The following is a 23,808-nucleotide window of genomic DNA, read 5'->3' as shown; positions in this document are numbered from 1 at the left end:
CACCGCCACCGCGATCCGGCAGCGATGGCATGACTCTAGGAGGCAGGTGTGACCGGCGGATCGCCTCAACGTTGCACTGGTTGCGAAGATCGTCAGCGGCCGCTCGCGAGTGGATTTACCTGTCTGTCACACGCGGGTCCGGAGAGTGACGTCCGAGTGGCGTGGCTCTCGTGACCTGGATCTATTGCTCACTGCCGGGTAGTACGTATCTCACTCCGGTTAACGCGGCCGTGACCTCGAGTAGCCGCGACGCAACGTCGGGGGTCCACTGTGAACGCGATCATGACCTCGACTTCCTCCTCATCGGTTCCCTCGCCGCCCGTGCCTTCGGTACCACTGATCGCCGACGAGTCGCCGGTAGGCGGGCTCACCCGCAGGCAGCTCCCGTTCGTAGCGGTTGTCGCGCAGTCTGTCGCGGCGATCGCGCCTGCCGGTACGTCCGCCGTGACGCCACTCTTCGTGATCGTGGCGGCAGGTGGGGTGAGAAGTATTGCGGCATTCCTGACCGCGCTCGTGGTGATCATGTTCGTCTCACTCTGCATCCGGCCGATGGCGCAACGCGTTGCTGTGGTCGGTGGTCTCTATTCCTATGTGGCTCAGGCGTATGGCGCGAGGACGGCGATGGTGACGGCATGGTCGGCGGTCGTCGGCTACACCGCCGTGAGTATCGCCGGTCTCATGGCCGTCGGCCTGTACACGAATCATCTCGCGATCAGCGTCGGTGTGACACAACAGGTATCGCACGTCACGATGAGCGTGATCGTTGTTCTCGCCGCCGTGGCCATGGCCTTCGTCATGATCAGAGGGGTGAAGGTCTCGGCGGTGGTGACCCTCTGCATCGAGCTGCTCGCGGTGGTCGTGATGGCCGGTCTGATGGTGTGGCTCGGCTACACCCATCGTGACCAACCATGGCGGCTATCCAGTGCGCACCCGAATCCTGATGGCTCGCTGGCGCTGAGTGTGGTTGTCGCAGTGAGTGCATTCGTCGGATTCGAGAGTTCGACGACGCTGTCCGCCGAGGCGCGTCGACCCTTCCGGTCGGTACCGCGTGCACTGCTGTGGACACCGTTGTTCGCAGGCGTGATCTATCTGCTTGCCGTGTCGAGTCAGTCGGCGGCGATGGCGGGAGCGCCGGATTCGGTACGGGAGAGCAGCACACCGCTCGCGGCGCTCTTCCTCGCGGACGGAAGTCCCTTCGCCGCAGTGATTCTCGACGTCGGTATCGCGACGTCGTTCCTGGCGTGCGCGCTTGCGTCGGTGAATGCGCTTGTGCGCGTGCTGTTCACGCTGGGGCGCTAGCACATCATCCCGCGTCAGTTCGGCGACACGCATCGTCGACTTCACACACCTGCGGTCGCCACCGCGATCGCGACATCGGTGGTGGCTCTCGGCCCGTTGGTGTTCCTGTGGTGCGGTGGCGATCCCGAGGAAGGCGTCCGTGACTTCCTCACCCTCAGCGCACTGGGCTACATGGGTAGTTATGTCGCGGCATGCCTCGCGGCGCCACGGTTGTTGCGACGCATGGGGGAGCCGACCCGACCCCTGCTGGTGGCGAGTTGGGGAACGGCGTCGTGCCTGGTGATCCTTCTCGGTTTGGGCGCAACGATGTCGGACACCGGTGATCGCGTGATGTTCCTGTGCTTCTTCGGCTCGGTGGCGGTCGTGGCCGTCGCGGTGGTCATGATCTATGCGCGGTGGCCCGCACGGTTCGCGCGGGTCGGGGTGTTCGACGAGACGAGCCGCGACGACGTGCTGGCGTTACCGGGAATGCGCTGATGGGGATGGGACGTCCCGGCGCAGGGGAGTCGATAGCGCGGGCAATGCAGATCATCGAGGCGGTCGGCGATCTCGGGCCGGGAGCGACGAGCCGCGAGATCGCGGACCGCCTGGATCTGCCGCCCGCTAACATCTATCGCCTGTTGAACACGTTGGCCGTCGAGGAGTACCTCGTGCGGACCGCGGATCTGCGGGGTTTCGCGCTGGGCAACAGATTGAACACCATGGTGCACTCCGCGGTTACCCCGTACATGTCCAGTCGCGCACAAGAACTCTGCGAGAAGTTCCGCGCATCAGTGCGTTTCGGTGTGTACGTCATGCACTTTCGGCCCGCGACCCTGCGGATCGTCGACATGGACCCCGACCATCCGTTGGCCGCCGAGCACGAGATGATCCGGTCGCTACACGCATCGGCCGCGGGAAAGCTTCTGCTCGCAGCGGATTCGCAGTGGCGCGAGCTCCTGCCACCAACGCTTCCCGCGCTGACACAGTCGACCGTCGTCGAGATGCGTGAACTCGCAGCACAGGTAGAGGAGACCCGCCAACGTGGCTACGCGGTCTCGGTCGACGAGATGCTCGACGGCGAGGCGTCGATCGCCGTACCGATCCTCGACGTCGAGGGCGTGGTCCGTGGCGCGGTCACGGTGAAGGGGTTCTCTGCGCGTCTGGATGCCATCACCTCCCTCGTGCCCCGCTGTCGTGAACTCGCCGCCGAACTCGGCCCCCTGCTGTACTGACTCCTGCTGTACTGATTTTGCCGTCCAGCCCCTTCTTGCTGGTCAGTGAAAGTTTCTGCGCCATATCGGCCCGGCGTCTAGTGTCGAGGGCACGGCGTTGAAACAGCCCGACGCCTCGTTGACAACTTTTCGCCCGCACCAGCCCCTTGGAGGCGATATGTCGGATCAGAACGATTTCTACACAACCAGAGACTCCGGAGCTCCTGCCGGAAGCGATGAGCATTCGCTCACCGTCGGTGCCGGTGGTCCCATCGTCCTGCACGATCACTACCTGATCGAGCAGATGGCCCAGTTCAACCGCGAACGCATTCCCGAGCGTCAGCCCCACGCCAAGGGGAGCGGTGCATTCGGCACGTTCGAGACAACCGAAGACGTCTCGGCGTACACCTGCGCGGCACTGTTCCAGCCGGGCGTGAAGACGGAGATGGTCGCGAGATTCTCGACCGTCGCCGGAGAGCGGGGCAGTCCGGACACCTGGCGCGACCCGCGCGGCTTCGCGTTGAAGTTCTATACCTCAGAGGGCATCTACGACATGGTCGGCAACAACACGCCGGTCTTCTTCATCAAGGATCCGCTGAAGTTCCAGCACTTCATCCGGTCGCAGAAACGCCGCGCCGACAACAACCTTCGCGACCACGACATGCAGTGGGACTTCTGGACGTTGTCTCCGGAGTCGGCGCACCAGGTCACCTGGCTCATGGGCGACCGCGGCATTCCGAAGACCTGGCGCCACATGAACGGCTACAGCTCGCACACCTATCTGTGGGTGAATGCCCAGGGCGTCAAGCACTGGGTGAGGTATCACTTCATTTCCGATCAGGGCGTCGAGTTCTTCACCCAGGACGAAGCCGACCAAATGGCTTCTGCCGACACCGATTTCCACACCCGCGACCTCTTCGAGAACATCGCTGGCGGAGGTCGGCCGAGCTGGACGCTCAAGGTGCAACTGATGCCATACGACGACGCGGTCTCGTATCGGTTCAATCCCTTTGACCTGACCAAGGTGTGGCCGCACGGCGACTACCCGCTGCACGAGGTCGGGAAGATGACGTTGCACACCAACCCGACCGACAACCATGCACAGATCGAGCAGGCGGCATTCGAGCCGAACAACGTCGTGCCCGGTATCGGATTCAGCCCCGACCGCATGCTGCTCGGCCGCGTGTTCGCCTACGCCGACGCGCACCGTGCCCGACTCGGCGTGAACTACAAGCAGATCCCGGTCAACGCGCCTCGTAACGACGTCCACACCTACTCCAAAGACGGTGCGATGCGGATCAATCCGGTGACCGACCCGGTCTATGCACCGAACTCGAAAGGTGGTCCCGCCGCGACGTTCTCGGGTCAGCCGGAGCCTCAGTGGGCAGCCGACGGCGAGATCATCCGCAGCGCCTATGTCGACCATCCCGAGGACGACGACTGGAGTCAGGCGGGCACCCTGGTCCGTGAGGTACTCGACGACGCTGCGCGAGATCGATTGGTGGACAACGTCGTCGGCCATCTACTCAACGGAGTGACCGAGCCGGTGCTGGCCCGAGCGTTCGACTACTGGAGCCGCGTCGACACCGACCTCGGCGCCAAGATCAAGAAGGGCGTCACGGAGAAGGCCGACGAGCCCGACCCCAAGGCCGCCGACCAGGGCAACCCAGCCCGATCGTCGATGCAGCAGAAGGTCTGAGACGCCCACTCGCCTGCCTCGAGCGCACAGTGGGCTGAATACGGCGCACAGTGGGCTGAATAAGGCGCACAGTCGACGGGAACTCCCGCCGACTGTGCGCCTTATTTCGTCGAGTGGGCGCTCTGTCAGGCCGAGTGGGCGCTCTGTCCGGCCGACTGTGCGTCCGCTCAACCCTGCGCGGGCAGGATGCGGTGGAGGAACGCCAGGAGGTACATGAGGCCGGCCCCGTCGCGGACGTCGTCGTGGCCCGCGTTGACGGCGTGGAACTCGAAGCGCGTGCCCGCTCGCCGGAACTGTCGGAGCAGACGTAGCGTCAGCGGCAGTGGTACGCGAGAGTCCTTCCAGCCGTGCACGATCAACACCGGAGCGCCGTAGTCGCCGGTGGGCACGGCCATGTATTCGGCGAGGGAGCGTCGAAAATCGCTGTCGCCCAGGGGTTTCGCCACTACCGAACCCGTGGATACACCCGCAACCAGTTGCGGCCACGCGGCGCTGCACACACCGGTCATCTCGTCGGAGATTCGCTGGCCGGCAGGGGTGAGGTAGGCGCGGACGTCCACCTTGGTCGGCGTCGCCGTCATCCCGGTCAGCACCGCGAGCAGGCTGCCCACGGGAAAGCCGGGGATTGAGGGCATCCCGGGTCGGGCCATCGCGAAGACGTGCTCGATGTTCGACGCCGGGGCCAGGGCCGCGGTGCCGTGGAAGATCAGGTCGGGTGCATACGTCGCCGCGCGGTGCCCCGCCGCGAGTGCCGCGTGACCGCCCTGCGACTGACCGGCGACGGCCCAGTGCCGCGACAGCTCATGGATGCCCGCGCGTGCTGCGGCCACTGCGTCGATCGTCGCGGTCGATTCGGTGTCGGTGTGCAGATACGGATGCGGTCCGATGGTGCCGGGCCCGAGGCCGAGGTAGTCCGGGGCGACGACGGCGTACCCGGCGGCGTTGAGACGGCCGATCACCTCGCCGGTCCCGGCCTCGAGATCTGGCGAGCCGGTCAACCCACAATGCTCCGACAACCCCGACGTCCCGTGGGTCCACGCGACCACCCGCCATCCCTCGGCGGGGGCCGGACCATCTGGGAGGCACACCAATCCCGTTGCGGTGACCGACGTTCCATCCGGTCCAGGAGTGGAGTAGACGAGTCGACTCACGGTGTGCAGCCCGCCCCACGAACCGATCGGGTCGAGTCGCTGCAGCGTCGAACGTCGGCTCACGCCTCACCCCCGCATTCTGTCCGCATCGACCGTCGAATGGCCGTCGCGTCTCGACAGCCATTCAATCAGCACGGGCGCGCGAGTGCGCCGGATCGTCGAGTACCGCTCCCGCCGGTTGACCGGATTGGCATAGTGAAGAGGTGGACTCCGACACGAGCACGAGCGGCTTCGACCTGAGCGAGGCGATGCGCACGACGTTCGCATCGCGGTCGTACACCGACGACCCACTTCCCGACGACGTGCTCTTCGACATCCTCGACGTCGCGCGCTTCGCCCCGAGCGGCGGTAACCGTCAGGGCGCGCACGTGACCGTGGTCCGCGACGCCGAGACGAAACGTCGGATCGCTGACCTCAGCAAACCGGCGGCCCGGCGCTATCTCGCACAAAAGGCGGCAGGCGAGAGTCCGTGGAATCCGGTCAACCCGACGTCGGTCACCGAGGCCGACCTCGAAGCCGTCGACGGTGTCGACGCATTCGTCTCGCCACTCATCAACGCTCCGGTTGTGCTCGTCGTGTCGGTCGACCTCGCCGTCGTCGCGGCGACCGACCAGGATCTCGACCGTATCGGCGTCATCAGCGGTGCGTCGATCTATCCGCTGGTGTGGAACATCCTGCTACAGGCTCGTGCCCACGGCTTCGGCGGCACGGTCACGACGATGGCCGCGGCGAGCGAGCCTGCCGTCCAAGAACTTCTCGGGTTGCCGACGACGCACGCGGTCGCCGCCGTGTTGCCCATCGGCAAGCCGGTCAAACAGCTCACGAAGCTGCGCAGGCAACCCGTCGACGAGTTCGTCACGATCGAGAGATTCGACGGTCCGCCGCTGCGGGCCACACAGGACTGACACACAAGCAGGACCGACACACAAGCAGGACCGACACAGGAGACTCATGAGCGAACGCCAGGTGCTATTGCCGACCGAAGACCACCCGATCACCGTCGAACCCACCGCAGAACATGTGCGAGTACGCGTCGGCGATCGCGTCATTGCCGAGACCGACGCCGCGCTCATTCTGCGTGAGGCGTCGTATCCGCCGGTCTACTACATACCGCGCCACGACCTCGACGCCGACGTCCTCACTCCGAGCACGCATCAGACCTACTGTCCCTACAAGGGGGAGGCCGGATACCACGGGATAGTCGGTGCCGACGGTGCGACTCTCGCCGACAAGGTGTGGTTCTACGACCAGCCGTACCCCGCGGTCGGCGAGATCGCAGGCCACGTCGCGTTCTATCCCGACGCGGTGACCATCGAGATCACACCGAATTGAGCAGGGGGAGGAGCGAAGTGGACACCCAGACCCTCGGGGACACGCTTGAGATCCGGCAGTTGCTGACTCGGTACGCAACCGCGGTCGACGCAAGGGATTGGTCGCTCTATCGTACGGTTTTCACCGACGACGCCGAAATCGACTACACGGCATCGCCGTTCGGAATCGTCGGCGGCGTCGGCGATGTTGTCGATTGGCTCGAGCGGGGGCTGTCGTCGTTGGAGATGACGATGCACTACGTGATGAACATCGACGCCGAGATCAGCGGCGACAAGGCTACCGTCCGCGCACAGTTCTTCAACCCCATGCAGATACCGGGGCTCGGCGAGCAGAGTTCGTGTGGCGGCTACTACCACCATGAACTCGTCCGCACCGAAGATGGCTGGCGCAGTCGGTCGATGCGCGAGGAGATCGTGTGGTTTGTGAACTCCCCGTTGGGGTCTCACCGCTGAGGCTGCTCGCGGGGCGGCGGGGGCAATTGTCCGGTTAGGACGGGGCCAGTTGTCCGTTTAGGACGGACTCAGTTGTCCGGATAGTCGGCGAACGCATCCGCGGCGCGCACAAATGCCAAGTGCGACAGCGCCTGTGGCGTGTTTCCGACCTGCCTACGCGCGTCGACGTCGTACTCCTCGGAGAACAGTCCGACATCGTTGGCCGTCGCCATACCCTGGGCCATCACTTTCTCGGCGTCGCCGCGCCTGCCGCTGCGGGCGTATTGCTCGGCAAGCCAGAAAGTACACGCCATGAAGGGGTGCTCGGTGCCGTCGAGCCCGTCGACGTGCGACGACGTCCGGTAGCGCAGCACCAATCCGCCCTGCATCAGGGTTTGTTCGATGCCCTCGACCGTGGCGAGCATGCGCGGATCGTCGAAGTCGCAGAAGCCGACCTGGGGGAGTTGCAGGAGCGAGGCGTCGACCTCCGTGGTGCCCGGGTACTGGACGAACCGACCGGTGTCCGGGTCGACCATGGTCTCCTCGATCTCGGCACGAATCTTGTCGCGCAACGCTTTCCAATGGTTGGCAGGCCCCTTGAGTCCGTGTTCTTCGACGGCTCGGACGCCGCGGTCGAACGCCGCCCACACCATCGCCCGCGAGTGTGTGAACTTGCGTAGCGGTCCGCGGATCTCCCAGATGCCGTTGTCGGGCTTGTCGATGTTCTCCTCGGCCCGTTTGAGTAGTTCGCGTTGCAGCGACCACGAGATTTTGTTCTCCGGTAGCCCTGCCGCGCGGGCGGCGTCGAGCGCGACGAGCACCTCTCCGATGGTGTCGGCCTGGAACTGATCGACGGCCCCGTTGCCGACCCGCACCGGTGCGGAGCCCTCGTATCCGGGGAACTGGGGCATCTCGATTTCGGGCAGTTCACGCTCGCCCGCGATGCCGTACATGATCTGCAGTTGACTGGGATCTCCGGCGATGGCGCGCAGCAACCACATCCGCCAGTGCTCGGCGACGCGGACGAATCCGTGACAGACGAGGACGTCGAGTGTCAGTGCGGCGTCGCGTAGCCACACGTAGCGGTAGTCCCAATTACGTGATCCACCAATGGATTCGGGGAGCGACGTGGTTGCTGCGGCAACGATCCCGCCGGTGTCGAGGTTACTCAACGCGCGCAACGTGATCAGCGATCGCACGATCGCCGCGTCGCGCGATCCGGTGTGGTCGATACGTCCGGCCCACTCCGTCCACCAGTCGCGTGTTTCGCGCAGCGCCTTGTCGACGTCGAGTGGTTCGGGCTCTTCGCGGTACGAGTGATACCAGGTCAACACCAAGTCGAGCGTCTGGCCCTCACGCACTGTCGTCGTCGCGCGGTGTACATGGTCGGTGGCCTTCAACGCGATACCTCGGACGATCACGGCGTCCGGGCCTGCGACAGCCCTCAGCGCCGGGTGCTCGTCGTCGCCGTGCTGCAGCACCCACGGGACGACCCGCGAATAGTCGAAGCGCATGCGGAGTTCGGTGTCGATCTCGACGTGGCCGCTGATCCCGACCACTCGCCGGACGAGATCGACGCGCCCGCCGTCGATCGGCATGAACTCGTGGACCTCGACGACCCCCGTCGCGGTCTGCCACCGCGTCACGAGGATCAGCGTCTCGTCGTCGTAGCGTCGGCTCACCGTCGCGTCGAGGTCGGTTGGCGCCAGATGCCACGATCCGTGGTCGGGTTTGCCGAGGAGACTGCCGAAGATGGAGGCGCTGTCGAAGCGCGGAACGCACAACCAGTCGACGTCACCGGTGCGGGAGATCAGCGCTCCGGTGCGGCAATCCCCGACGAGTGCGTAGTCTTCGATATAGGCGGCCATGCACTCGATTCTGCCTGTGATCGCAGTTGTCCGACGAAACTTCGCGAGTCGGGCACACGCCAATAGAGCCCGCACCGACGGGCTCATCGTCGAGGAGGACTACGTGACCGGACCGGCGTCGGACAACACCTCGAGCGCTGATGACCAGACGTCACCGCAGGTGACGACGTTGATCATCTTCGGCGCGACGGGCGACCTGACCAAGCGGCTGCTCCTGCCTGCGCTCGGCCAGTTGCTCGGTCTCGAACCAGATCTGAATGTGCGTCTGATCGGCGTCGGTAGACACGACCTGACCGACGATCAGTGGCGGGACAAGGTTCGCGAGGCCTTCGCCGACGAGCGGTCGGACGCAGGCGACCGGGTGGCCGAGCAGACCGTGTACCGCCGGGGCGACCCGACTGACGCCGACGATCTCAGAAGTGTTCTCAGCGATATCGACGGTCGTCCCGTGCTGTACTTCGCGGTGCCGCCGTCGGTGACGCGCAAGGCGTGCGAGGCGCTGCGCGACGTCGACCTTCCGCCCGGCACCACTCTTGCCCCCGAGAAGCCCTTCGGGAGCGACCAGAAGTCGGCTCGCGAACTCAACGAGCTCCTGCTGGAGCTGGTACCCGAGAACCAGATCTACCGCGTCGATCACTTCCTCGGCCAGTCGGTGTTGCTCGACCTGCTCGGTGTGCGCCTGGCCAACCGCGTCTTCGAGCCGGTCTGGTCGGGAACGCATATCGAGTCGGTCGTCATCCGATACGACGAGAGCCTCGGATTAGAAGGCCGCGCAGGCTATTACGACGGGGTCGGCGCGCTGCAGGACATGATCCAGAGTCACCTGCTGCAACTGGTTGCCGTGGTCGCGATGGAACCGCCTGCGACACTTGGCGAACGCGATCTGCGTGATGCGATCGGTGCTGCCCTGCGTGCGGTGCACATCTGGGACGACGACGCCGTGGCATCGTCGCGGCGAGCCCGCTACACGGCGGGCGAAGCGGGCGGCGAGCAGTTGCCCAACTACGTCGACGAAGACGGCGTCGACGCGTCGAACAACACCGAGACGCTGGCGGAAGCCACGTTCGAGGTGCGCACCAACAGATGGCAGGGGGTGCCGTTCACGCTGCGCTCGGGCAAGGCGCTCGACCCGGAGGCGAAGGAGATCGTGCTGACCTTCCGTCCGCTGCGGCATGTCCCCGAGCAATTCGAGGACCAGGTCGAGCCCAACGTCCTGCGTTTCACGTTCGGTCATGACGCGATGTCGGTGCGGCTCAACGTCCACCGTGGCTCACATCCCTTCGCGCTCAAGACTGTTGACCTCGATGCCGATTTCGGCAACGCGTCGATGCGCGCATACGCCGAGGTGCTGTCGGGGATCATCAAAGGCGATGAGACACTTGCTGTTCGCGGCGACGCCGCCGAAGAGTGTTGGCGCATCGTCGATCCCATCGTCGACGCGTGGCGTGCCAACAAGGTGCCGATCGACGGCTACGCCGCGGGCAGTGCCGGACCCGACGCCTGGCCGACGTTGCCGCTGTAGACGGTGGCACCCATGCGTATTCCGTCGACCGTTCGCCGCGCCGTCGCCGACGTGTCAGTCGCCTTCGACGCCCCGCCCGACGAGGTCTTCGACTACCTCGTCGACCCGGCGAATCGTCCACAGTGGCAAGCCAGCCTCCGGGCAATCGCCGATCTGATGCCGCTGGGCGATCGCCCCGGCGACGTCGGGACGTCGTGGACAGACGTCACCGTCGTGCCGGGTGTTCGTCCGCGGATGGAGGTCGTGCGAAGTGCGCGACCGCAGCGTTGGGTCGAGATCGGGCAGTGGAGATTTGTCGACGCCGCGCTCGTGCTCACCGTCGACCGCGCAACCGACGGCTCGACGACCGTCGGGGCGCGGGCCGTGCTCACGCTGCCGATCGTGCTCGCGCCGGTCTTCATCCCTCTGGCAGTGGTCGTCCCGCCTGCCGTTCGCCTAGACCTCCGCAGTGCGGCGTCGGCGATCACGGCACGGCGCAACCATGCCGATCAGGGCAGTTGAATCGCGTTCACGCCTGGGATCACGCTGATCACCTGTGGTGCGGCATTCGGCTGCTCACGCAGCACGCTGACCGTCGCGACGACGGGTCCCGACCCGGTCACAGCGACCGCCGACGTCTTCAGCGTCGACGGGTAGCCGCTCACCGGATAACTCGGCAGCTGCCAGTGACGCAGAGACACCACGCCGTGCTTGCCGGTCCGCAGGTTGTTCCACGAGATCGACAGGTACCGATACGAGCACTGGTAGTGATACTGCGCAGGCGACGGCACCGAGAAGGTGACGGCGGAAGGCGGTGGCGGGAACTGCAGGGTGCGCGGCGCCGGTTGCGCGACGACAGTGACCGGACGAAGCGATCCGCCGGGCACGCCGGCCGGACCGGCCTCGACGCCGCCGATCGCGGGGATCGAGAATGTCAGCCGTCTGATCGCGCGGGTGCCGTCGGCGCGGCATTCGCCAGGGCCGGTCCGCTGACCAGGGCCAATGCGACGAGAACGAACGCGGTCAGTAAGCGTCTAGCGGCGGTGGTCATCGTCGGCTCCTGTGGTGGTCAACACTGGCTGACTGGCGTTCATTGGCGAGTTGCGTGCATTCGGAGCATCGTGGGGACAACGAGCGGCTCCGAATGCCGCCGACACCACTGCACCACGACTGTGAGAGACGGGCAACGACATGCACACGTCTGCGCCGAACGATGGCATGCCGGGAGTCAGCGCATCGTCGGCGAAGGGGCGATGGCTGATCGCCTCGGCTGTGCTCGGTTCGGGGGTCGCCTTCCTCGACGGCACCGTCGTGAACGTCGCGTTGCCGACCATCGCGCGTGACCTCGATACCGGGCTCGCCGGACAGCAGTGGGTCGTCGACGGGTACATGCTCACGCTCAGCGCGCTGCTGCTGACCGGCGGTGTCGCGGGGGATCGGTACGGCCGCAGAGCCGTATTCGTCGGCGGACTGATCGTGTTCGCTATCGCCTCGATCGCGTGTGGTCTCGCACCGACCATCGAGTGGTTGGTGGTGGCGCGTCTCGTGCAGGGCGTCGCGGCGGCAGCACTCGTGCCGGGCAGCCTTGCACTGGTCAACGCCGGTATCCGTGAAGAGGAGCGAGGACAGGCAGTCGGGCTGTGGGCGGGGATGTCCGGGGCGACGAGTGCACTCGGGCCGTTCGTCGGCGGATGGCTTGTCGACGCCGCGTCGTGGCGGTGGGTCTTCTTCCTCAGCGTCCCGATCGCGCTCGTTGCGGTGGCAATCACGTTGCGGCACATAGACGAATCGAAAGAGCCGGGCGTGGCTGGGCGTCCCGACATACCCGGTGCCGTCACCATCATGCTGGGACTTGCGGGCGTGATCGTTGCGCTGATCGAGGGGCCGTCGCGCGGGTGGACGCCGTGGATCATCGCCATAGGAATCGCAGGAGTTGTGCTTCTGGTGGTGTTCGTGCTGATCGAACTACGCACGCCTGCACCGCTTCTCGAGTTGTCGATGTTCCGCTCGGCCCAGTTCACCGGAGCAAATGCGACGACGCTGCTCGTCTATGCCGCGCTCGGCGGAGCGCTGTTTCTTGTTGCGCTGCAACTGCAACAAAGCCTGGGGTACTCGGCATTGGAAGCCGGCGCTGCGATGGTGCCGAACACCGTCGTGATGCTCTTCGGGTCATCCCTGTCGGGGCGGGTTGCGCAGAAGACTGGTCCTCGCATTCCGATGACCGTGGGTCCGGTCATCGCGGGCATCGGGCTGGCGTTGATGGCGCGGATCGTCCCGGGGGCAAGCTATCTCGGTGCGGTGTTCCCCGCGGTGATCCTGTTCGGCGTGGGTATGACCATCACGGTCGCGCCCCTGACCGCCGCGGCGCTCGCTGCGGTCGACGACGCGCACGCCGGCGCGGCGTCGGGCGTCAACAACGCCGTGTCGAGGATTGCGGGACTGCTCGCCGTCGCGGTTCTTCCTGCTGTTGCGGGAATCAGCGCGGGACCGGGCCAGCCGCTCGGTCCCGGCTTCACGACGGCGATGCTCATCTCCGCGGTCTTCTGCGCCCTCGGCGGACTGGTCGCGGCCTTCACGATCCGCTCGGGTACCGGCTTCCGACCACAGGTGACGCCCACGGTGAACGCCGCGTGTCAGGACCCCGCGACGCGGGTGCGTTCGTCGACGTCGGGCTGACGGGGCCAACCTGCCACCTGAATATGTGTCGTATCGAAGGATGTGGGTGCTGCAGCACCCACATCCTTCGATTGCACACACATTCAGGGCGTGGCGCGCACGTTGAGGTCTCGCGATCCGCTCATCTCGTCCGGCAAGGCCATGGCCGCGTACGCGGCGCTACTGTCGATCGGGTGACGTCAACATCATCGGGTAAGTGGGCCGGAACGTATGCGGGGATACTCGCGGTGCTCGGCATCGCCTTCGTGTTCGCGCCCGCCTATCTCGCGGGCGGCCAGTACGGCGGGTACGGCGACAACGCGCGCCTTGTGCAGTCCATGCGTGTCGCATTCATCGACTATTCGAGCTCGGGGAGTGCAACTCTGCCGGACAGCCTCGAGACCGTCGTCGAGTACTGGGCGCGCTATCACGTCGCGAAAGCGGTGATCTCCGCCTTGGCGCTGCTCGTGTTGTGCTCGGCGTGCCGACGGCTCTGGGCGTCGTATCAGGGCACGTCGTATCAGGGGCGCCGGGCTGATGGGCGCGGGCGGACGGTGGCGTATGTGGTCGCCGGCCTGGCTGCTTCGCTCGGAACGATCAGTGCCGCTGCGTTGCTGATGGCCAACATCCAGGGTGCGATTGCACCACTGTCGTCGGCGGTGTCATTGCTGCCCGCGCAACGTGATTCGTCCCTGGCGGCGGCAGTCGACGCTGTGCGTCACGGGATCGCCACGCCGGGTGCGTCGCCGGTTACCGATCACCTCGTCGCCGACTTCGCGCGCTACCACGTCGTGGTGGCGGTCCTGTCCGCGGTATTCGCGGCGCTGCTCGGCGTACTTGCGGTTCGACTGTGGCGCGGCCATCGTCCTGGCTTGAATGGCGTTGGCGCACTGAGCTATTCGACGCGTTCGGCAACCGCAACCGCGCAGCCACGTTGACGGTGGCCGCGGCGGTGCTGGTGCTCTGCGTCGCCAACGTATCGAGCGCGCTGGAACCCGCGCGGGCGCTCAGCTTGTTCTTCGCGGGCGGCTGAGGCGCCTTCGCTGTGGTCAGCGCTCGCTTTCAGATATAGCTGTCAGATGCTCAGCAGACGCAGGACGATGTAGGCGATCGAGACGAGCATCAGCACGACGACGGGCGCGATGTTCTTGTCGCCTGCGCGTAGGTGGAAGATCGCTGCGCCGAGGAAGTAGAGGAAGGTTCCGATCGCTGCTGCGACGCCGATCGGCCACCAGAACAGGCCGACGATGAGGCCGATTGCTCCCGCGAACTCGGCGAGTGCGAGGAGGCCCACCTTGTCCTCGGGGAATCCGACCTCGGTCATCACGCCCATCTGCTTGGGGTCGTGGCGCAGTTTGCCCACTCCCGAGAAGACGAGCATCAGTGCGAACACGATGGCGATGACGACGGTGGCGATGAACATGACAGCTCCTGAGTAAACCGCTGCGGTGGCAGACGGGTTGTTGAATGTTCAACCAAAGCTACGCGGGCTTACTTGAATGTTCAAGTCGGCGTATGCTGGGCGCCATGTCTGATGCACCATGGCTCGACGACGCGCAGCTCAGGGAGTGGAAATCGGTGATGGCACTCCTGACGACGCTGCCTGCCGTGCTCGACTCGCAACTCAAACGCGACGCCGGACTGAACATGTTCGAGTACCACGTACTGGTCCGTTTGGAGTCGTCGCCCGACCGCACCCGCCCGCTGTCCGACCTCGCTCTACTGACGCAGAGTTCACTGTCGCGGCTGTCGCATGCGATGACGAGACTCGAACGTTCGGGCTGGGTGGCACGCATTGCCAACCCCGGCGGCGGGAGGCACACGCTGGCGCAGATCACCGATGACGGCGTGCGCAAGCTGACCGAGTGCGCCCCCGGCCATGCGGCCGAGGTGCGTCGGACGGTCGTCGACCCGCTCAGCCCCGACGACCTCGCCGCACTCGGGAGGTCTGCGCGCTGCATCCTTCGCGAGATCGCACCCGACGTCGCCGATGTTCTCGAGCGCGAAGGCTAGGTTTCAGGGGTAGGCACGAGGACGATGTGTACGTCGCGCACGCAGATGTGCCGCCTGATAGGGGGAATCGATGTCCATTCAGCGCAGGGTTCAGGCTCTGGTTCAACGCCGTAGCTTCGTCCCGGGATTCGTCGACGCCGCGCTGGCGGGACGCGGCCGCGACGTCGCAGGTCTCACCGTCGTGATCACCGGGGCGTCGGCGGGGATCGGTCGGGAGTCGGCGCGCCAGCTCGCCGCGCGCGGAGCACGTGTGATCGGTGTGGCGCGCGGCGAGGAGAAGCTGCGCGAGCTGGCGGCCGAGACCGGCTGCGAGTACCGGGTGTGCGATCTCTCCGACGAGGCGTCGACCGACCAACTCATCGCCGACCTCGCCGACGAATCCGTGGACGTTCTGGTCAACAATGCAGGCCACTCGATTCGACGCACCATCGTCGACTCGACCGAACGATTCCACGACTACCAGCGCACCGCACGACTCAACTACCTTGCCGCCGTGCAGCTCTCACTCGGACTGTTGCCAGGCATGGTCGAACGCGGTGAGGGGCAGTTCGTCAATGTGTGCACCTGGGCGCTGCACGCCAATACGTTTCCGCGGTTCTCGGCCTACGCGGGGTCGAAAAGCGCACTCGCCATCTTCGGTCGCAGCCTGAATGCCGAACGGCCAGAAGGTGTTACAGCGACCAACGTCTACTTCCCGCTGGTGCGTACCGAGATGATCGCTCCCACAGCCGAATACGACGACGTCGGCGCGCTGGAGGTCGACGAGGCGGCGAGCTGGATCGTCCGCGCGATCACCCACCGACCCGAAGAGGTGTCGCCGGCCGTCGTGCGCTACCTGCTGCCTGCGATCGACCTCGTGTCACCACGGATGTCGGATAGGACCATCGCTGCGATCACGTGAGATCGGGCTCCGGGTGCGCCCTGAATGTGTGTCTAATCGAAGGATGTGGGTGCTGCAGCACCCACATCCTCCAATACGACACATATTCAGCTGGCGGGTTGGCGCGGAAGGCGATGCTTCGGAGCGCTCTAGTCCAGCTCGAACATCCAGGGCGGGTTCTGAATGAGTTCGACGGGGAGATAGTCGGATTCGACGTCGATCGTCATGCCCTCGTCGAATGCCATCGCGCACAGGCCGAACAGTGGAAGCGAGAAGAAGCCACGGGGAGTGTCGCTGCGTGCTTCGTTCGCACTCCAGTACGTCCGGTGGTCGGTCAGGGCGTCGGTCAGCTGCTCGGTGAAGTTGGCCTGGTCGTCGGGTTCATTGCCGATGGTGCCCAGCACGCCGAACAGGTCCAGCTGCAGCAGCCGAGCCTCCTCCTTCGTCGAGACTGTTGGCGAGTTGACTTGGGAAACAGCAGATTTCAGTGTCTCAGCCCACTCGGGGTCTTTGCGGTCGCGTGCCTGCAGCGCCTCGACGAGTCCGAGCAGCGCACGGTCGTTGCGGCTGCCCTGCGTCAACAGTGCGGGGTCGACGGCGTCGAGCGTCTCGCGTGCCGTCCCGTTGCGTGTGGCGCGTGCCCACCAGTACGCGTCGAGCCAGGTCTGTGCGTTCACCGCGCGGGGATTGTGCCCGGTGCCGTGACTGGCTAGACCCGCAGAGTCCATCTCGAGGACGAATGGTTGGCCAGGCGGGAGCGCTGCGAGTTGGTACATCCCGAGGTAGATCTGCTCGGCCCGACGGGCCGCGACGCGGGTCTCGGCGCGTGATCCGGACGGGTCCGATCCGAAGTGGAGTGCTGCGGCGCTGGTGGCCGCGAGTGCCGCGGTCGGCATCGTCGACTCCGGGTACAGGCTGATGTCCTCGAAGTGCGACACCAGCGCGTCGTCGGATTCGGTTGCCAGTTCGCGCAATTCGTCGATCGATCGGCCAAGTTCGTGCCTGGTTACAGAGTGCATCGTGTGGTCCTATCCGATGTCGAAGTTACGAACGCTATAGCCTGCCCACTCGTCACCCGACACGCGCGCCTTCACGAGACGGTAGCTGAGTGCACCGCGGTTGAGCGCGCTCCGCATGCTCAATGCGCGTGGGTCGCCGTTTCGGGCCATCTCGTCGATGAGTGAATCCAGGTAGCCACGGGTTCCCTGTTCGTACCGCTGGCCGTCGAGGCCGATCCGAGACCCCGACTTGGCCGACGGCCCCTTGACCTCCTGAACCACCATTCGCTCGGAGCCTCCGGTTTTGGCTCGCACCACGAATACCTGGTCCGGGTCACCCGGACCGGATCGGCCACGGGGGCTCGTCAGCTCACGGACGTCGTACTTCGACGCCGGATAGTCACGTGCGATGGCCTGTCGGCCGGCCGCCTCGCCGAGCCCCTCGCCCTGTGCGGTTTGCCGAACATAGGCGTCCTTCAGCTCGGACTCGGTCCGTGGATCGACCTTGCCACCCGTCGTCTGCTGGGCCGCACTTTCGGCCTTGAGTCGCTGCACGTCGCGGACAGCTTGATTGCGGGCCACGACGTTCTCGCGCATCTGCGACGATTCGGCACTGGTCGGCGCGCGCTGCTGAGCGGGACCGTCGTATGTGGCACGGACCGTCGGCGACGACTGGGATTCGACGAAGCTCCCGGGCTGCTTCGGATTCTCGCGGATGGCCGGAACCAGCTCGCCATTGGCGTCGACGCCGCTTCCCGGCTTCCGCTTGATGACGCCGTTCGATCCCTGCTGCTGGTAGTACTTCGCGCGATACTCCGGATCGTTGATCTTGCTCTGCATCGGAGCGTTGCGCTGCTCGACGCCGGTCGGCTTCGGTTGCGCGGACTGCTCAGGCGCCGGCGCGGCGGGTTGCGAGGGTTTGGGTGATGCGGGCTGCGCGGGTGCGGCGGGTTTGGGTGCCGCGGGCTGCGCGGGTGCGGAGTTCTGCGGTGCAGGCTTGGCGTCCGACTTCGGGGCCGCCGGCTTCGCGGGCGCAGGCGCGGGCGTGGCGTCCGACTTCGGGGGCGCCGGCTTCGCGGGCGCGGGCTTAGCTGGCGCCTCTGGCTTTGCTGGCTTCGCCGGCGCGGGAGGCGCAGGTGCGCTGCCGTCGGTATTCGGGATCGCCGGTGCGGTCTCCTTCGAACCGCAGGCTGAAAGCTCCGACTGCAGCCCGTTGGCCTGTGCCTGTAGGGCATCGCGCTGGCCGGTGAGTTGCTGGGCCTCGGCGTTGTAGGCGCCGACGGCTCCGGCGTTCGTCGTGTCGACGCTTCCGCCGCGGGAGTTGTGCGCGTCGATCTGGCCCTTGAGTGTGTTCGCCTGCGACTGGAGTGCCTGGACCCGCGAGGGGAGCGTCGAGCAGTCCGGTGCGGGCGCGGCGAAGGCCTGCGTCGGCGCTGCCACGATCAGGGCGATCGACGCCATCACGGCGAGAATCACGCCGACGAGGGCTCGTCGACCTGATCTGAGCAGGCTCCCCGTCTCCGCTGTCGATGGTGGGCGAGCGCTCGTGCTTCGAGACATTGTCGGACCTTCCTTGACGTCGAATCTGTATGTGTCAGTTCGATTCGTCCGGCCACCCGAAATGTTCCGGCAGGTGTGAAAGTCGTCCGTTCACTCAGCTTGGGGGAGTGATGGGGTGCTGCGCCTGAATGAGTGTCCAATCGAAGGATGTGGGCGTTGCAGCACCCACATCCTTGGATACGACACACATTTAGCCCCGCATCGGCGGCCAGCGTGGGCCAGGCGGCAGAGCGGAGCCTCCCAATTCCGCCCCAGGCGAAATCTGCCCGGGAACAAACATCCTGCCACCCAGGTTGAGTCCATCAGACTGAACTTTGGAGGTTACATGTCTGACACGTATTCAGTGCCCGTCCTCTTCGTTCCTGATCTGGTCGTCCTGCCCGGCATGGTTGTGCCGGTGCCTCTCGACGACGCTGCGCAGGCGACAGTGGACGCGGCCCGGGCCAGTGAGTCCGGAAAACTGCTGGTCGCTCCCCGCCTGGACGACCGGTATCCCACCTATGGCGTTCTGGCGTCGATCGTGCAGGTCGGACGTATGCCCGGCGGTGTGCAAGCTGCCGTCGTCAAGGGCGAGACACGTGCCCACATCGGCACCGGGACCACTGGCCACGGCAACGCGCTGTGGGTCGAGGTGACCGAGGTCGACGACGCCGAGGCGACGCCCGAGACCAAGGCGCTGGCCGCGGAGTACAAGAAACTCGTGCTGGCCATGCTGCAGCGTCGTGAGGCGTGGCAGATCATCGACGCGGTGAACAAGATGACCGACCCGTCCGATCTCGCCGACACGTCGGGCTACTCGTCGTGGCTCGACGACGTCCAGAAGCGACAACTTCTCGAGACGCCGGACGTCGGCGAACGTCTGCAACTGCTGATCGACTGGACCAGCGAGCACATCGCCGAGACCGAGGTCTCCGACAAGATCGCCGACGACGTTCGGAACGGGATGGAGAAGCAGCAGAAGGAATTCCTGCTCCGCCAGCAACTCGCCGCGATCCGCAAGGAACTCGGTGAGGACGAACCCGACGGTGCCGACGACTACCGCGGTCGCGTCGAAACGGCCGATCTTCCCGATAACGTGCGAGAAGCCGCACTGCGTGAGGTCGGCAAACTCGAGCGCGCCAGTGATCAGTCGCCCGAAACCGGTTGGATCAGAACATGGTTGGACACCGTTCTCGATCTGCCGTGGAGCGTCACCACCGAGGATTCGACGGACATCAAGGGTGCCCGTGAGATCCTCGACGCCGATCACCACGGTCTCGACGACGTGAAGGATCGCATCGTCGAGTATCTGGCGGTGCGTGCCCGACGTGCCGAGCGCAAGCTGCAGGTCGTCGGCGGACGCGGGTCCGGTGCCGTGATGGTGCTGGCCGGTCCTCCCGGTGTCGGCAAGACGTCGCTGGGTGAGTCTGTTGCCCGTGCGCTCGGTCGCAAGTTCGTGCGCGTCGCTCTCGGCGGTGTGCGCGACGAGGCCGAGATCCGCGGTCACCGTCGTACCTACGTCGGCGCACTGCCGGGCCGCATCGTGCGTGCCATCGGCGAGGCGGGATCGATGAATCCCGTTGTGCTGCTGGATGAGATCGACAAGGTCGGTTCCGACTTCCGTGGCGATCCCGCGGCCGCGCTGCTCGAGGTCCTCGACCCCGCGCAGAACCACACGTTCCGCGATCACTACCTCGATCTCGACCTCGACCTGTCCGACGTCGTGTTCCTCGCGACAGCCAACGTCATCGAGAACATCCCGTCGGCCCTGCTCGACCGTATGGAGCTCGTCACGATCGACGGCTACACCGAGGACGACAAGGTGGCCATCGCCCGCGACTTCCTGCTCCCGCGGCAGGAGGAGCGCGCTGCGCTGACAAACGACGAGGTGTCGGTGACCGAGGATGCGCTGCGCGAGATCGCTGCCAACTACACCCGGGAACCGGGTGTGCGCCAGTACGAGCGACTGCTCGCCAAGCTGTTCCGCAAGGTCGCGACGAACGTCGAAAGTGGTAAGGCCACAACGCCTGTCACGATCGAGGAGTCCGATCTCAAGGAGTATCTCGGCCGCGCCCGGTTCACGCCGGAGTCCGAGGAGCGTACGGCAGTCCCCGGTGTTGCCACCGGACTTGCCGTGACCGGAATGGGCGGCGACGTGCTGTTCATCGAGGCCAACCGCACCGATACGGGCGAGGGCAAGGGTGGTCTGCAACTGACCGGCCAACTCGGCGACGTCATGAAGGAGTCCGCGCAGATCGCGCTGTCGTATGTCCGTGCGCACGCCCGCGAACTCGGCGTCGACCCGAAGAACCTGGAGGGCACGATCCACGTGCATGTCCCGGCGGGCGCGGTGCCTAAGGACGGTCCGAGTGCCGGCATCACGATGGTGACAGCCCTGGTGTCGATGGCGACGGGTCGCAAGGTCCGTGCCGAGGTGGGCATGACCGGCGAGGTCACGCTCAACGGCCGCGTGCTCCCGATCGGCGGGCTCAAGCAGAAACTGCTTGCGGCACAACGTAACGGGCTGACGCAGGTGTTCATCTCACCGCGTAACGAGGCCGACCTCGACGACGTCCCGGCTGAGATCCTCGACGCCGTCACGGTCACCCCGGTGGCCGACGTTGCCGATGTCGTCGCACAGGCTCTCGAGCCGGTCGCCGACGCGGCGAGGACAGCCGCCTGATCCCGGAGGATCAACCCGACCTCTGATCGGAGATGGGGCGCACCGATTACGGTGCGCCCCATCGCTTTATCCAGAGAACCTGATCGGGGAATCGATCACATGGTCGGCGGCATCAGCACGGTGTCGACCATGTATACCGTGGCATTTGCGGTCTTGACCCCGCCGCAGACGACGCCAGCGTTGTTGACCTTGAGATCATTGCCCGACCCGGTGACCGTGACGTCCTGACCCTCGAGGGTCTTGTGTGTCCCGTCAATCGCGTCGGGGGCGATCTGTCCCGAAACGACGTGGTAGGTCAGGATTTTCGTGAGCAGATCCTTATCGGTCTTCAGCTTGTCGATCGTCGCTGCGTCGAGCTTCGCAAAGGCGTCGTCGGTCGGCGCGAAGACGGTGTACTGGCCGTTGTTGAGCGTATCCACCAGGTTCACCTGCGGATTGAGCTGTCCCGACACGGCCTGAGTCAGCGTCTTGAGCATCGGGTTGTGGGATGCCGCTGTGGCTACGGGATCCATCGCCATACCCTCGACCGAGCCGCTTCCGGACGGATTGGCCTTCGCATAGTCGGCACATCCCGGCCCCACGAGCGAAGCCGGCTGGGCGGTACCGCTGCTCATCGGCATTGCCGACGACGACATCGGGGCCATCGACGACGCCGTCGAACCGGACGACGAACTGCTGTCGTCAGAACATCCCGCGATCACTCCCACGGTCAGTACGGCGCCTGCTGCTGCAAGAGTCAGGCGTTGAAATCTGTTGGCTACCATGATCGATCCCATCATTGAGGAACAAACTCACCGTGCTGTGAGTCTCGGAGGGCATTCGCTGGAAACCACACCCCGGATGGGTGAAAAGAAAAATACTTCGCGACCCATCCGCACAGCGCGCTCGAACGAAGTACTGCAGAAGTCGACGACCGACGAGGCTGACTTCGGTGAGGAGGTCTGCTGTGGGTCAGCGGTCCGAAATGCGTCAGCGATCCGAAACGTGGCTTCGTGCCGCGGTTTCCGGCCTGCTTGCCGTGCTCGGTGGTATCGCGGCGGGCGAGTTGGTCGCTATTCCATTGTCGCGCATGGCCTCCCCGTTTCAGGCGGTAACCGCGTTTCTCGTCGACAACTCGCCTGCGTCCGCTCGTGAGTGGGCGATCACGACGTTCGGTACCAACGACAAACCGGCGCTGATGATCGGTGTCGCAATCGCTCTCGCCCTACTCTCCATGCTGGCGGGCATTCTGCAGGTGAGGCGGCCCCCTGCGGGGGTCATTCTTGTCGTTCTCGTCGCCGCGTTCGGAGCATTCGCGGCGGCCACTCGTCCCACCGCGGACGCGAGCTACGTGATACCGGCGATCGTCGCAGGCGTGGTCGCGGTTGCGATACTCTTCGTGCTCAGTCGTAGATCGCATGTGCCGCAACAGGTTCGAAGCGATCCTGATGGAGTCGACGAAAACAGCGATGGCACAAAGAGTATAGGAACATCGCGGCGCGCCTTTCTTGGTGCGGCGGCGGTCGTCGCAGGAGCATCCGCGATCTCGCTGGTAGTTGCTCGACGCGTCGCCGACGCCGGGGGAGTGATCGCGGAGCGAGCCCGCCTCGTGTTGCCCCGCGCACAGTCTGCTGCGCCACCGATTCCTTCAGGCATCGACGTCGAAGGGGCAACACCGTTCCTCACCAGCAACGCGAACTTCTATCGCATCGACACTGCATTGCAGGTCCCACAGTTGTCGACGTCGGATTGGCGTCTGCGAATCCACGGCATGGTCGACCGTGAGATCACGCTGGACTGGAACGATCTCATGGCGATGTCGGCGCAGGAGCGGATCATCACCCTGACGTGCGTTTCCAACGAGGTCGGCGGCGATCTGGCCAGCAACGCGAGGTGGATCGGGTATCCGATGCGCGACATTCTCGCGATGGTGAATCCGCATGCCGACGCGGACATGCTGCTCTCGACGAGCGTCGACGGCTGGACGTCCGGCACACCGCTCGACGCGATCACCGACGGACGCGACGCGATGCTCGCGGTGGGCATGAACGGAACTCCGTTACCACTGGAGCACGGCTATCCCGTACGCCAGGTGATCCCCGGCCTGTACGGCTTCGTGTCCGCATGCAAATGGGTTGTCGATTGGGAGATCACGAGATTCGATCGCGCACAGTCTTATTGGGCGAAGCGCGGCTGGGGTGTGAAAGCACCCATCAAGACGGCGTCACGCATCGACAAACCCGCGCCGCTGTCGACCAATCCGGTCGGGCCGGTCGTGGTCGCCGGTACGGCATGGGCGCAACACCGCGGTGTGCGACGGGTGGAGGTGAGAGTCGACGACGGCCCGTGGAACACCGCGACCCTCGCCACCGAATACTCCACAGACACGTGGCGGCAGTGGAGCTGGACCTGGCAGGCGACGCCAGGACAGCACACGTTGTACTGCCGGGCGACCGACGCCGAGGGGAAGACGCAGACCGACCAGCGAGTGGCTCCGATCCCCGACGGGGCAACGGGATGGCACAGCCGCGTCGTGCAGGTGGCCTAGCGTCGCACGCCAGGCCACCTGGACCGAACGGCGTCGGGC

General features: G+C 65.4%; 22 protein-coding genes. 15 read left to right on the top strand and 7 right to left on the bottom strand.

What is annotated here, in order from left to right; genetic code table 11:
- The first annotated feature begins 321 nt into the window (after nucleotides 1-321).
- The 4 genes from GOSPT_RS00915 (at nucleotide 322) to GOSPT_RS00905 (ending at nucleotide 4,191) form a co-directional block, all read left to right on the top strand.
- The gene (locus tag GOSPT_RS00915) at nucleotides 322-1,299 is read left to right on the top strand and encodes an APC family permease (protein ID WP_245548670.1); all 978 of its coding nucleotides are present in this window, start codon (nucleotides 322-324) and stop codon (nucleotides 1,297-1,299) included.
- 81 nt (nucleotides 1,300-1,380) lie between these two features.
- Complete coding sequence (locus GOSPT_RS24180; RefSeq protein WP_231894920.1) at nucleotides 1,381-1,776, top strand: hypothetical protein; 396 nt, start codon at nucleotides 1,381-1,383, stop codon at nucleotides 1,774-1,776.
- Between the two features lie 5 nt (nucleotides 1,777-1,781).
- Nucleotides 1,782-2,513 (top strand): IclR family transcriptional regulator, encoded by a 732-nt coding sequence (locus GOSPT_RS00910; protein WP_231894717.1) that lies wholly within the window; start codon nucleotides 1,782-1,784, stop codon nucleotides 2,511-2,513.
- Nucleotides 2,514-2,670: 157 nt separating this feature from the next.
- Nucleotides 2,671-4,191: a catalase gene (locus GOSPT_RS00905; protein ID WP_005201940.1), complete on the top strand. Its 1,521-nt coding sequence runs from the start codon at nucleotides 2,671-2,673 to the stop codon at nucleotides 4,189-4,191.
- 167 nt (nucleotides 4,192-4,358) lie between these two features.
- Here the strand turns inward: GOSPT_RS00905 and GOSPT_RS00900 are convergent, their stop codons facing one another.
- A complete protein-coding gene (locus GOSPT_RS00900; protein ID WP_005201939.1) occupies nucleotides 4,359-5,405 on the bottom strand; it encodes an alpha/beta fold hydrolase in 1,047 nt (348 codons plus the stop codon).
- Between the two features lie 185 nt (nucleotides 5,406-5,590).
- On the opposite strand from GOSPT_RS00900, the gene GOSPT_RS00895 reads away from it, so the two are divergent.
- The 3 genes from GOSPT_RS00895 to GOSPT_RS00885 are packed head-to-tail and all read left to right on the top strand — an operon-like array spanning nucleotide 5,591 to nucleotide 7,126.
- Nucleotides 5,591-6,247, top strand: coding sequence for a nitroreductase family protein (locus GOSPT_RS00895; RefSeq protein WP_039854205.1), 657 nt, complete (start codon nucleotides 5,591-5,593; stop codon nucleotides 6,245-6,247).
- Nucleotides 6,248-6,293: 46 nt separating this feature from the next.
- Nucleotides 6,294-6,674, top strand: coding sequence for a DUF427 domain-containing protein (locus tag GOSPT_RS00890; protein WP_005201937.1), 381 nt, complete (start codon nucleotides 6,294-6,296; stop codon nucleotides 6,672-6,674).
- Between the two features lie 17 nt (nucleotides 6,675-6,691).
- A complete protein-coding gene (locus GOSPT_RS00885; RefSeq protein ID WP_005201936.1) occupies nucleotides 6,692-7,126 on the top strand; it encodes a nuclear transport factor 2 family protein in 435 nt (144 codons plus the stop codon).
- Nucleotides 7,127-7,194: 68 nt separating this feature from the next.
- Here GOSPT_RS00885 and GOSPT_RS00880 read toward each other — a convergent pair whose 3' ends face one another.
- Nucleotides 7,195-8,973, bottom strand: coding sequence for a glycoside hydrolase family 15 protein (locus GOSPT_RS00880; RefSeq protein ID WP_005201935.1), 1,779 nt, complete (start codon nucleotides 8,971-8,973; stop codon nucleotides 7,195-7,197).
- A 103-nt stretch (nucleotides 8,974-9,076) separates the two neighbouring features.
- Here GOSPT_RS00880 and GOSPT_RS00875 point away from each other — a divergent pair, with 103 nt between their 5' ends.
- Nucleotides 9,077-10,495, top strand: coding sequence for a glucose-6-phosphate dehydrogenase (locus GOSPT_RS00875; RefSeq protein WP_005201934.1), 1,419 nt, complete (start codon nucleotides 9,077-9,079; stop codon nucleotides 10,493-10,495).
- A 12-nt stretch (nucleotides 10,496-10,507) separates the two neighbouring features.
- Nucleotides 10,508-10,996: an SRPBCC family protein gene (locus GOSPT_RS00870; protein ID WP_005201933.1), complete on the top strand. Its 489-nt coding sequence runs from the start codon at nucleotides 10,508-10,510 to the stop codon at nucleotides 10,994-10,996.
- On the opposite strand, the gene GOSPT_RS00865 is transcribed toward GOSPT_RS00870, so the two are convergent.
- Nucleotides 10,984-11,361 carry a hypothetical protein gene (locus GOSPT_RS00865; RefSeq protein ID WP_005201932.1) on the bottom strand — a complete coding sequence of 126 codons (378 nt, stop codon included), beginning with the start codon at nucleotides 11,359-11,361 and terminating at the stop codon, nucleotides 10,984-10,986. The two genes, GOSPT_RS00870 and GOSPT_RS00865, sit on opposite strands and share 13 nt — an antisense overlap.
- A 304-nt stretch (nucleotides 11,362-11,665) precedes the next feature.
- Here GOSPT_RS00865 and GOSPT_RS00860 point away from each other — a divergent pair, with 304 nt between their 5' ends.
- Together GOSPT_RS00860 and GOSPT_RS00855 are read left to right on the top strand one after the other, a co-directional pair.
- Entirely contained in the window at nucleotides 11,666-13,150 is a 1,485-nt protein-coding gene (locus tag GOSPT_RS00860; RefSeq protein WP_005201931.1) for an MFS transporter, read from the top strand.
- A 173-nt stretch (nucleotides 13,151-13,323) separates the two neighbouring features.
- On the top strand, nucleotides 13,324-14,067 hold the full coding sequence (locus GOSPT_RS00855) for a hypothetical protein (RefSeq protein ID WP_039854180.1): 744 nt from the start codon (nucleotides 13,324-13,326) through the stop codon (nucleotides 14,065-14,067).
- Between the two features lie 137 nt (nucleotides 14,068-14,204).
- Here GOSPT_RS00855 and GOSPT_RS00850 read toward each other — a convergent pair whose 3' ends face one another.
- A complete protein-coding gene (locus tag GOSPT_RS00850) occupies nucleotides 14,205-14,552 on the bottom strand; it encodes a DoxX family protein (RefSeq protein WP_005201929.1) in 348 nt (115 codons plus the stop codon).
- A gap of 104 nt (nucleotides 14,553-14,656) precedes the next feature.
- Here GOSPT_RS00850 and GOSPT_RS00845 point away from each other — a divergent pair, with 104 nt between their 5' ends.
- Both GOSPT_RS00845 and GOSPT_RS00840 read left to right on the top strand, forming a co-directional pair.
- Nucleotides 14,657-15,142 carry a MarR family winged helix-turn-helix transcriptional regulator gene (locus GOSPT_RS00845; RefSeq protein WP_039854201.1) on the top strand — a complete coding sequence of 162 codons (486 nt, stop codon included), beginning with the start codon at nucleotides 14,657-14,659 and terminating at the stop codon, nucleotides 15,140-15,142.
- 70 nt (nucleotides 15,143-15,212) lie between these two features.
- On the top strand, nucleotides 15,213-16,043 hold the full coding sequence (locus GOSPT_RS00840; protein WP_005201927.1) for an SDR family NAD(P)-dependent oxidoreductase: 831 nt from the start codon (nucleotides 15,213-15,215) through the stop codon (nucleotides 16,041-16,043).
- A gap of 128 nt (nucleotides 16,044-16,171) precedes the next feature.
- Here the strand turns inward: GOSPT_RS00840 and GOSPT_RS00835 are convergent, their stop codons facing one another.
- Both GOSPT_RS00835 and GOSPT_RS24080 read right to left on the bottom strand, forming a co-directional pair.
- Nucleotides 16,172-17,041 carry an immunity 49 family protein gene (locus GOSPT_RS00835; RefSeq protein ID WP_005201926.1) on the bottom strand — a complete coding sequence of 290 codons (870 nt, stop codon included), beginning with the start codon at nucleotides 17,039-17,041 and terminating at the stop codon, nucleotides 16,172-16,174.
- A 9-nt stretch (nucleotides 17,042-17,050) separates the two neighbouring features.
- Nucleotides 17,051-18,481: a hypothetical protein gene (locus GOSPT_RS24080; RefSeq protein WP_141630766.1), complete on the bottom strand. Its 1,431-nt coding sequence runs from the start codon at nucleotides 18,479-18,481 to the stop codon at nucleotides 17,051-17,053.
- A gap of 424 nt (nucleotides 18,482-18,905) precedes the next feature.
- Between GOSPT_RS24080 and lon the strand changes: the two genes are divergently transcribed.
- A complete protein-coding gene (gene lon, locus GOSPT_RS00825; protein ID WP_005201924.1) occupies nucleotides 18,906-21,242 on the top strand; it encodes an endopeptidase La in 2,337 nt (778 codons plus the stop codon).
- Between the two features lie 95 nt (nucleotides 21,243-21,337).
- Here the strand turns inward: lon and GOSPT_RS00820 are convergent, their stop codons facing one another.
- Nucleotides 21,338-22,006 carry a fasciclin domain-containing protein gene (locus tag GOSPT_RS00820; protein WP_039854197.1) on the bottom strand — a complete coding sequence of 223 codons (669 nt, stop codon included), beginning with the start codon at nucleotides 22,004-22,006 and terminating at the stop codon, nucleotides 21,338-21,340.
- A gap of 200 nt (nucleotides 22,007-22,206) precedes the next feature.
- On the opposite strand from GOSPT_RS00820, the gene GOSPT_RS00815 reads away from it, so the two are divergent.
- Nucleotides 22,207-23,769: a molybdopterin-dependent oxidoreductase gene (locus tag GOSPT_RS00815; RefSeq protein ID WP_039854195.1), complete on the top strand. Its 1,563-nt coding sequence runs from the start codon at nucleotides 22,207-22,209 to the stop codon at nucleotides 23,767-23,769.
- Nucleotides 23,770-23,808: the final 39 nt, after the last annotated feature.

It is taken from the genome of Gordonia sputi NBRC 100414 (genome assembly GCF_000248055.1).
Taxonomy (GTDB): Bacteria; Actinomycetota; Actinomycetes; order Mycobacteriales; family Mycobacteriaceae; genus Gordonia; species Gordonia sputi.
The sequence above is the reverse complement of the archived record's forward strand: the minus strand, read 5'-3'. Positions and strand labels throughout refer to the sequence as shown.

Bases quoted from the DNA above. Each gene is read 5' to 3' on its own strand.
- GOSPT_RS00910 (WP_231894717.1), top strand. From the start codon at position 1,782: ATGGGACGTCCCGGCGCAGGGGAGTCGATAGCGCGGGCAATGCAGATC.
- GOSPT_RS00820 (WP_039854197.1), bottom strand. From the start codon at position 22,006: ATGGTAGCCAACAGATTTCAACGCCTGACTCTTGCAGCAGCAGGCGCC.
- GOSPT_RS00840 (WP_005201927.1), top strand. From the start codon at position 15,213: ATGTCCATTCAGCGCAGGGTTCAGGCTCTGGTTCAACGCCGTAGCTTC.
- GOSPT_RS00835 (WP_005201926.1), bottom strand. From the start codon at position 17,041: ATGCACTCTGTAACCAGGCACGAACTTGGCCGATCGATCGACGAATTG.
- GOSPT_RS24080 (WP_141630766.1), bottom strand. From the start codon at position 18,481: ATGGCGTCGATCGCCCTGATCGTGGCAGCGCCGACGCAGGCCTTCGCC.
- GOSPT_RS00895 (WP_039854205.1), top strand. From the start codon at position 5,591: ATGCGCACGACGTTCGCATCGCGGTCGTACACCGACGACCCACTTCCC.
- GOSPT_RS00880 (WP_005201935.1), bottom strand. From the start codon at position 8,973: ATGGCCGCCTATATCGAAGACTACGCACTCGTCGGGGATTGCCGCACC.
- GOSPT_RS00815 (WP_039854195.1), top strand. From the start codon at position 22,207: ATGCGTCAGCGATCCGAAACGTGGCTTCGTGCCGCGGTTTCCGGCCTG.
- GOSPT_RS00845 (WP_039854201.1), top strand. From the start codon at position 14,657: ATGTCTGATGCACCATGGCTCGACGACGCGCAGCTCAGGGAGTGGAAA.
- GOSPT_RS00850 (WP_005201929.1), bottom strand. From the start codon at position 14,552: ATGTTCATCGCCACCGTCGTCATCGCCATCGTGTTCGCACTGATGCTC.
- GOSPT_RS00860 (WP_005201931.1), top strand. From the start codon at position 11,666: ATGCACACGTCTGCGCCGAACGATGGCATGCCGGGAGTCAGCGCATCG.
- lon (WP_005201924.1), top strand. From the start codon at position 18,906: ATGTCTGACACGTATTCAGTGCCCGTCCTCTTCGTTCCTGATCTGGTC.
- GOSPT_RS00870 (WP_005201933.1), top strand. From the start codon at position 10,508: ATGCGTATTCCGTCGACCGTTCGCCGCGCCGTCGCCGACGTGTCAGTC.
- GOSPT_RS00890 (WP_005201937.1), top strand. From the start codon at position 6,294: ATGAGCGAACGCCAGGTGCTATTGCCGACCGAAGACCACCCGATCACC.
- GOSPT_RS00905 (WP_005201940.1), top strand. From the start codon at position 2,671: ATGTCGGATCAGAACGATTTCTACACAACCAGAGACTCCGGAGCTCCT.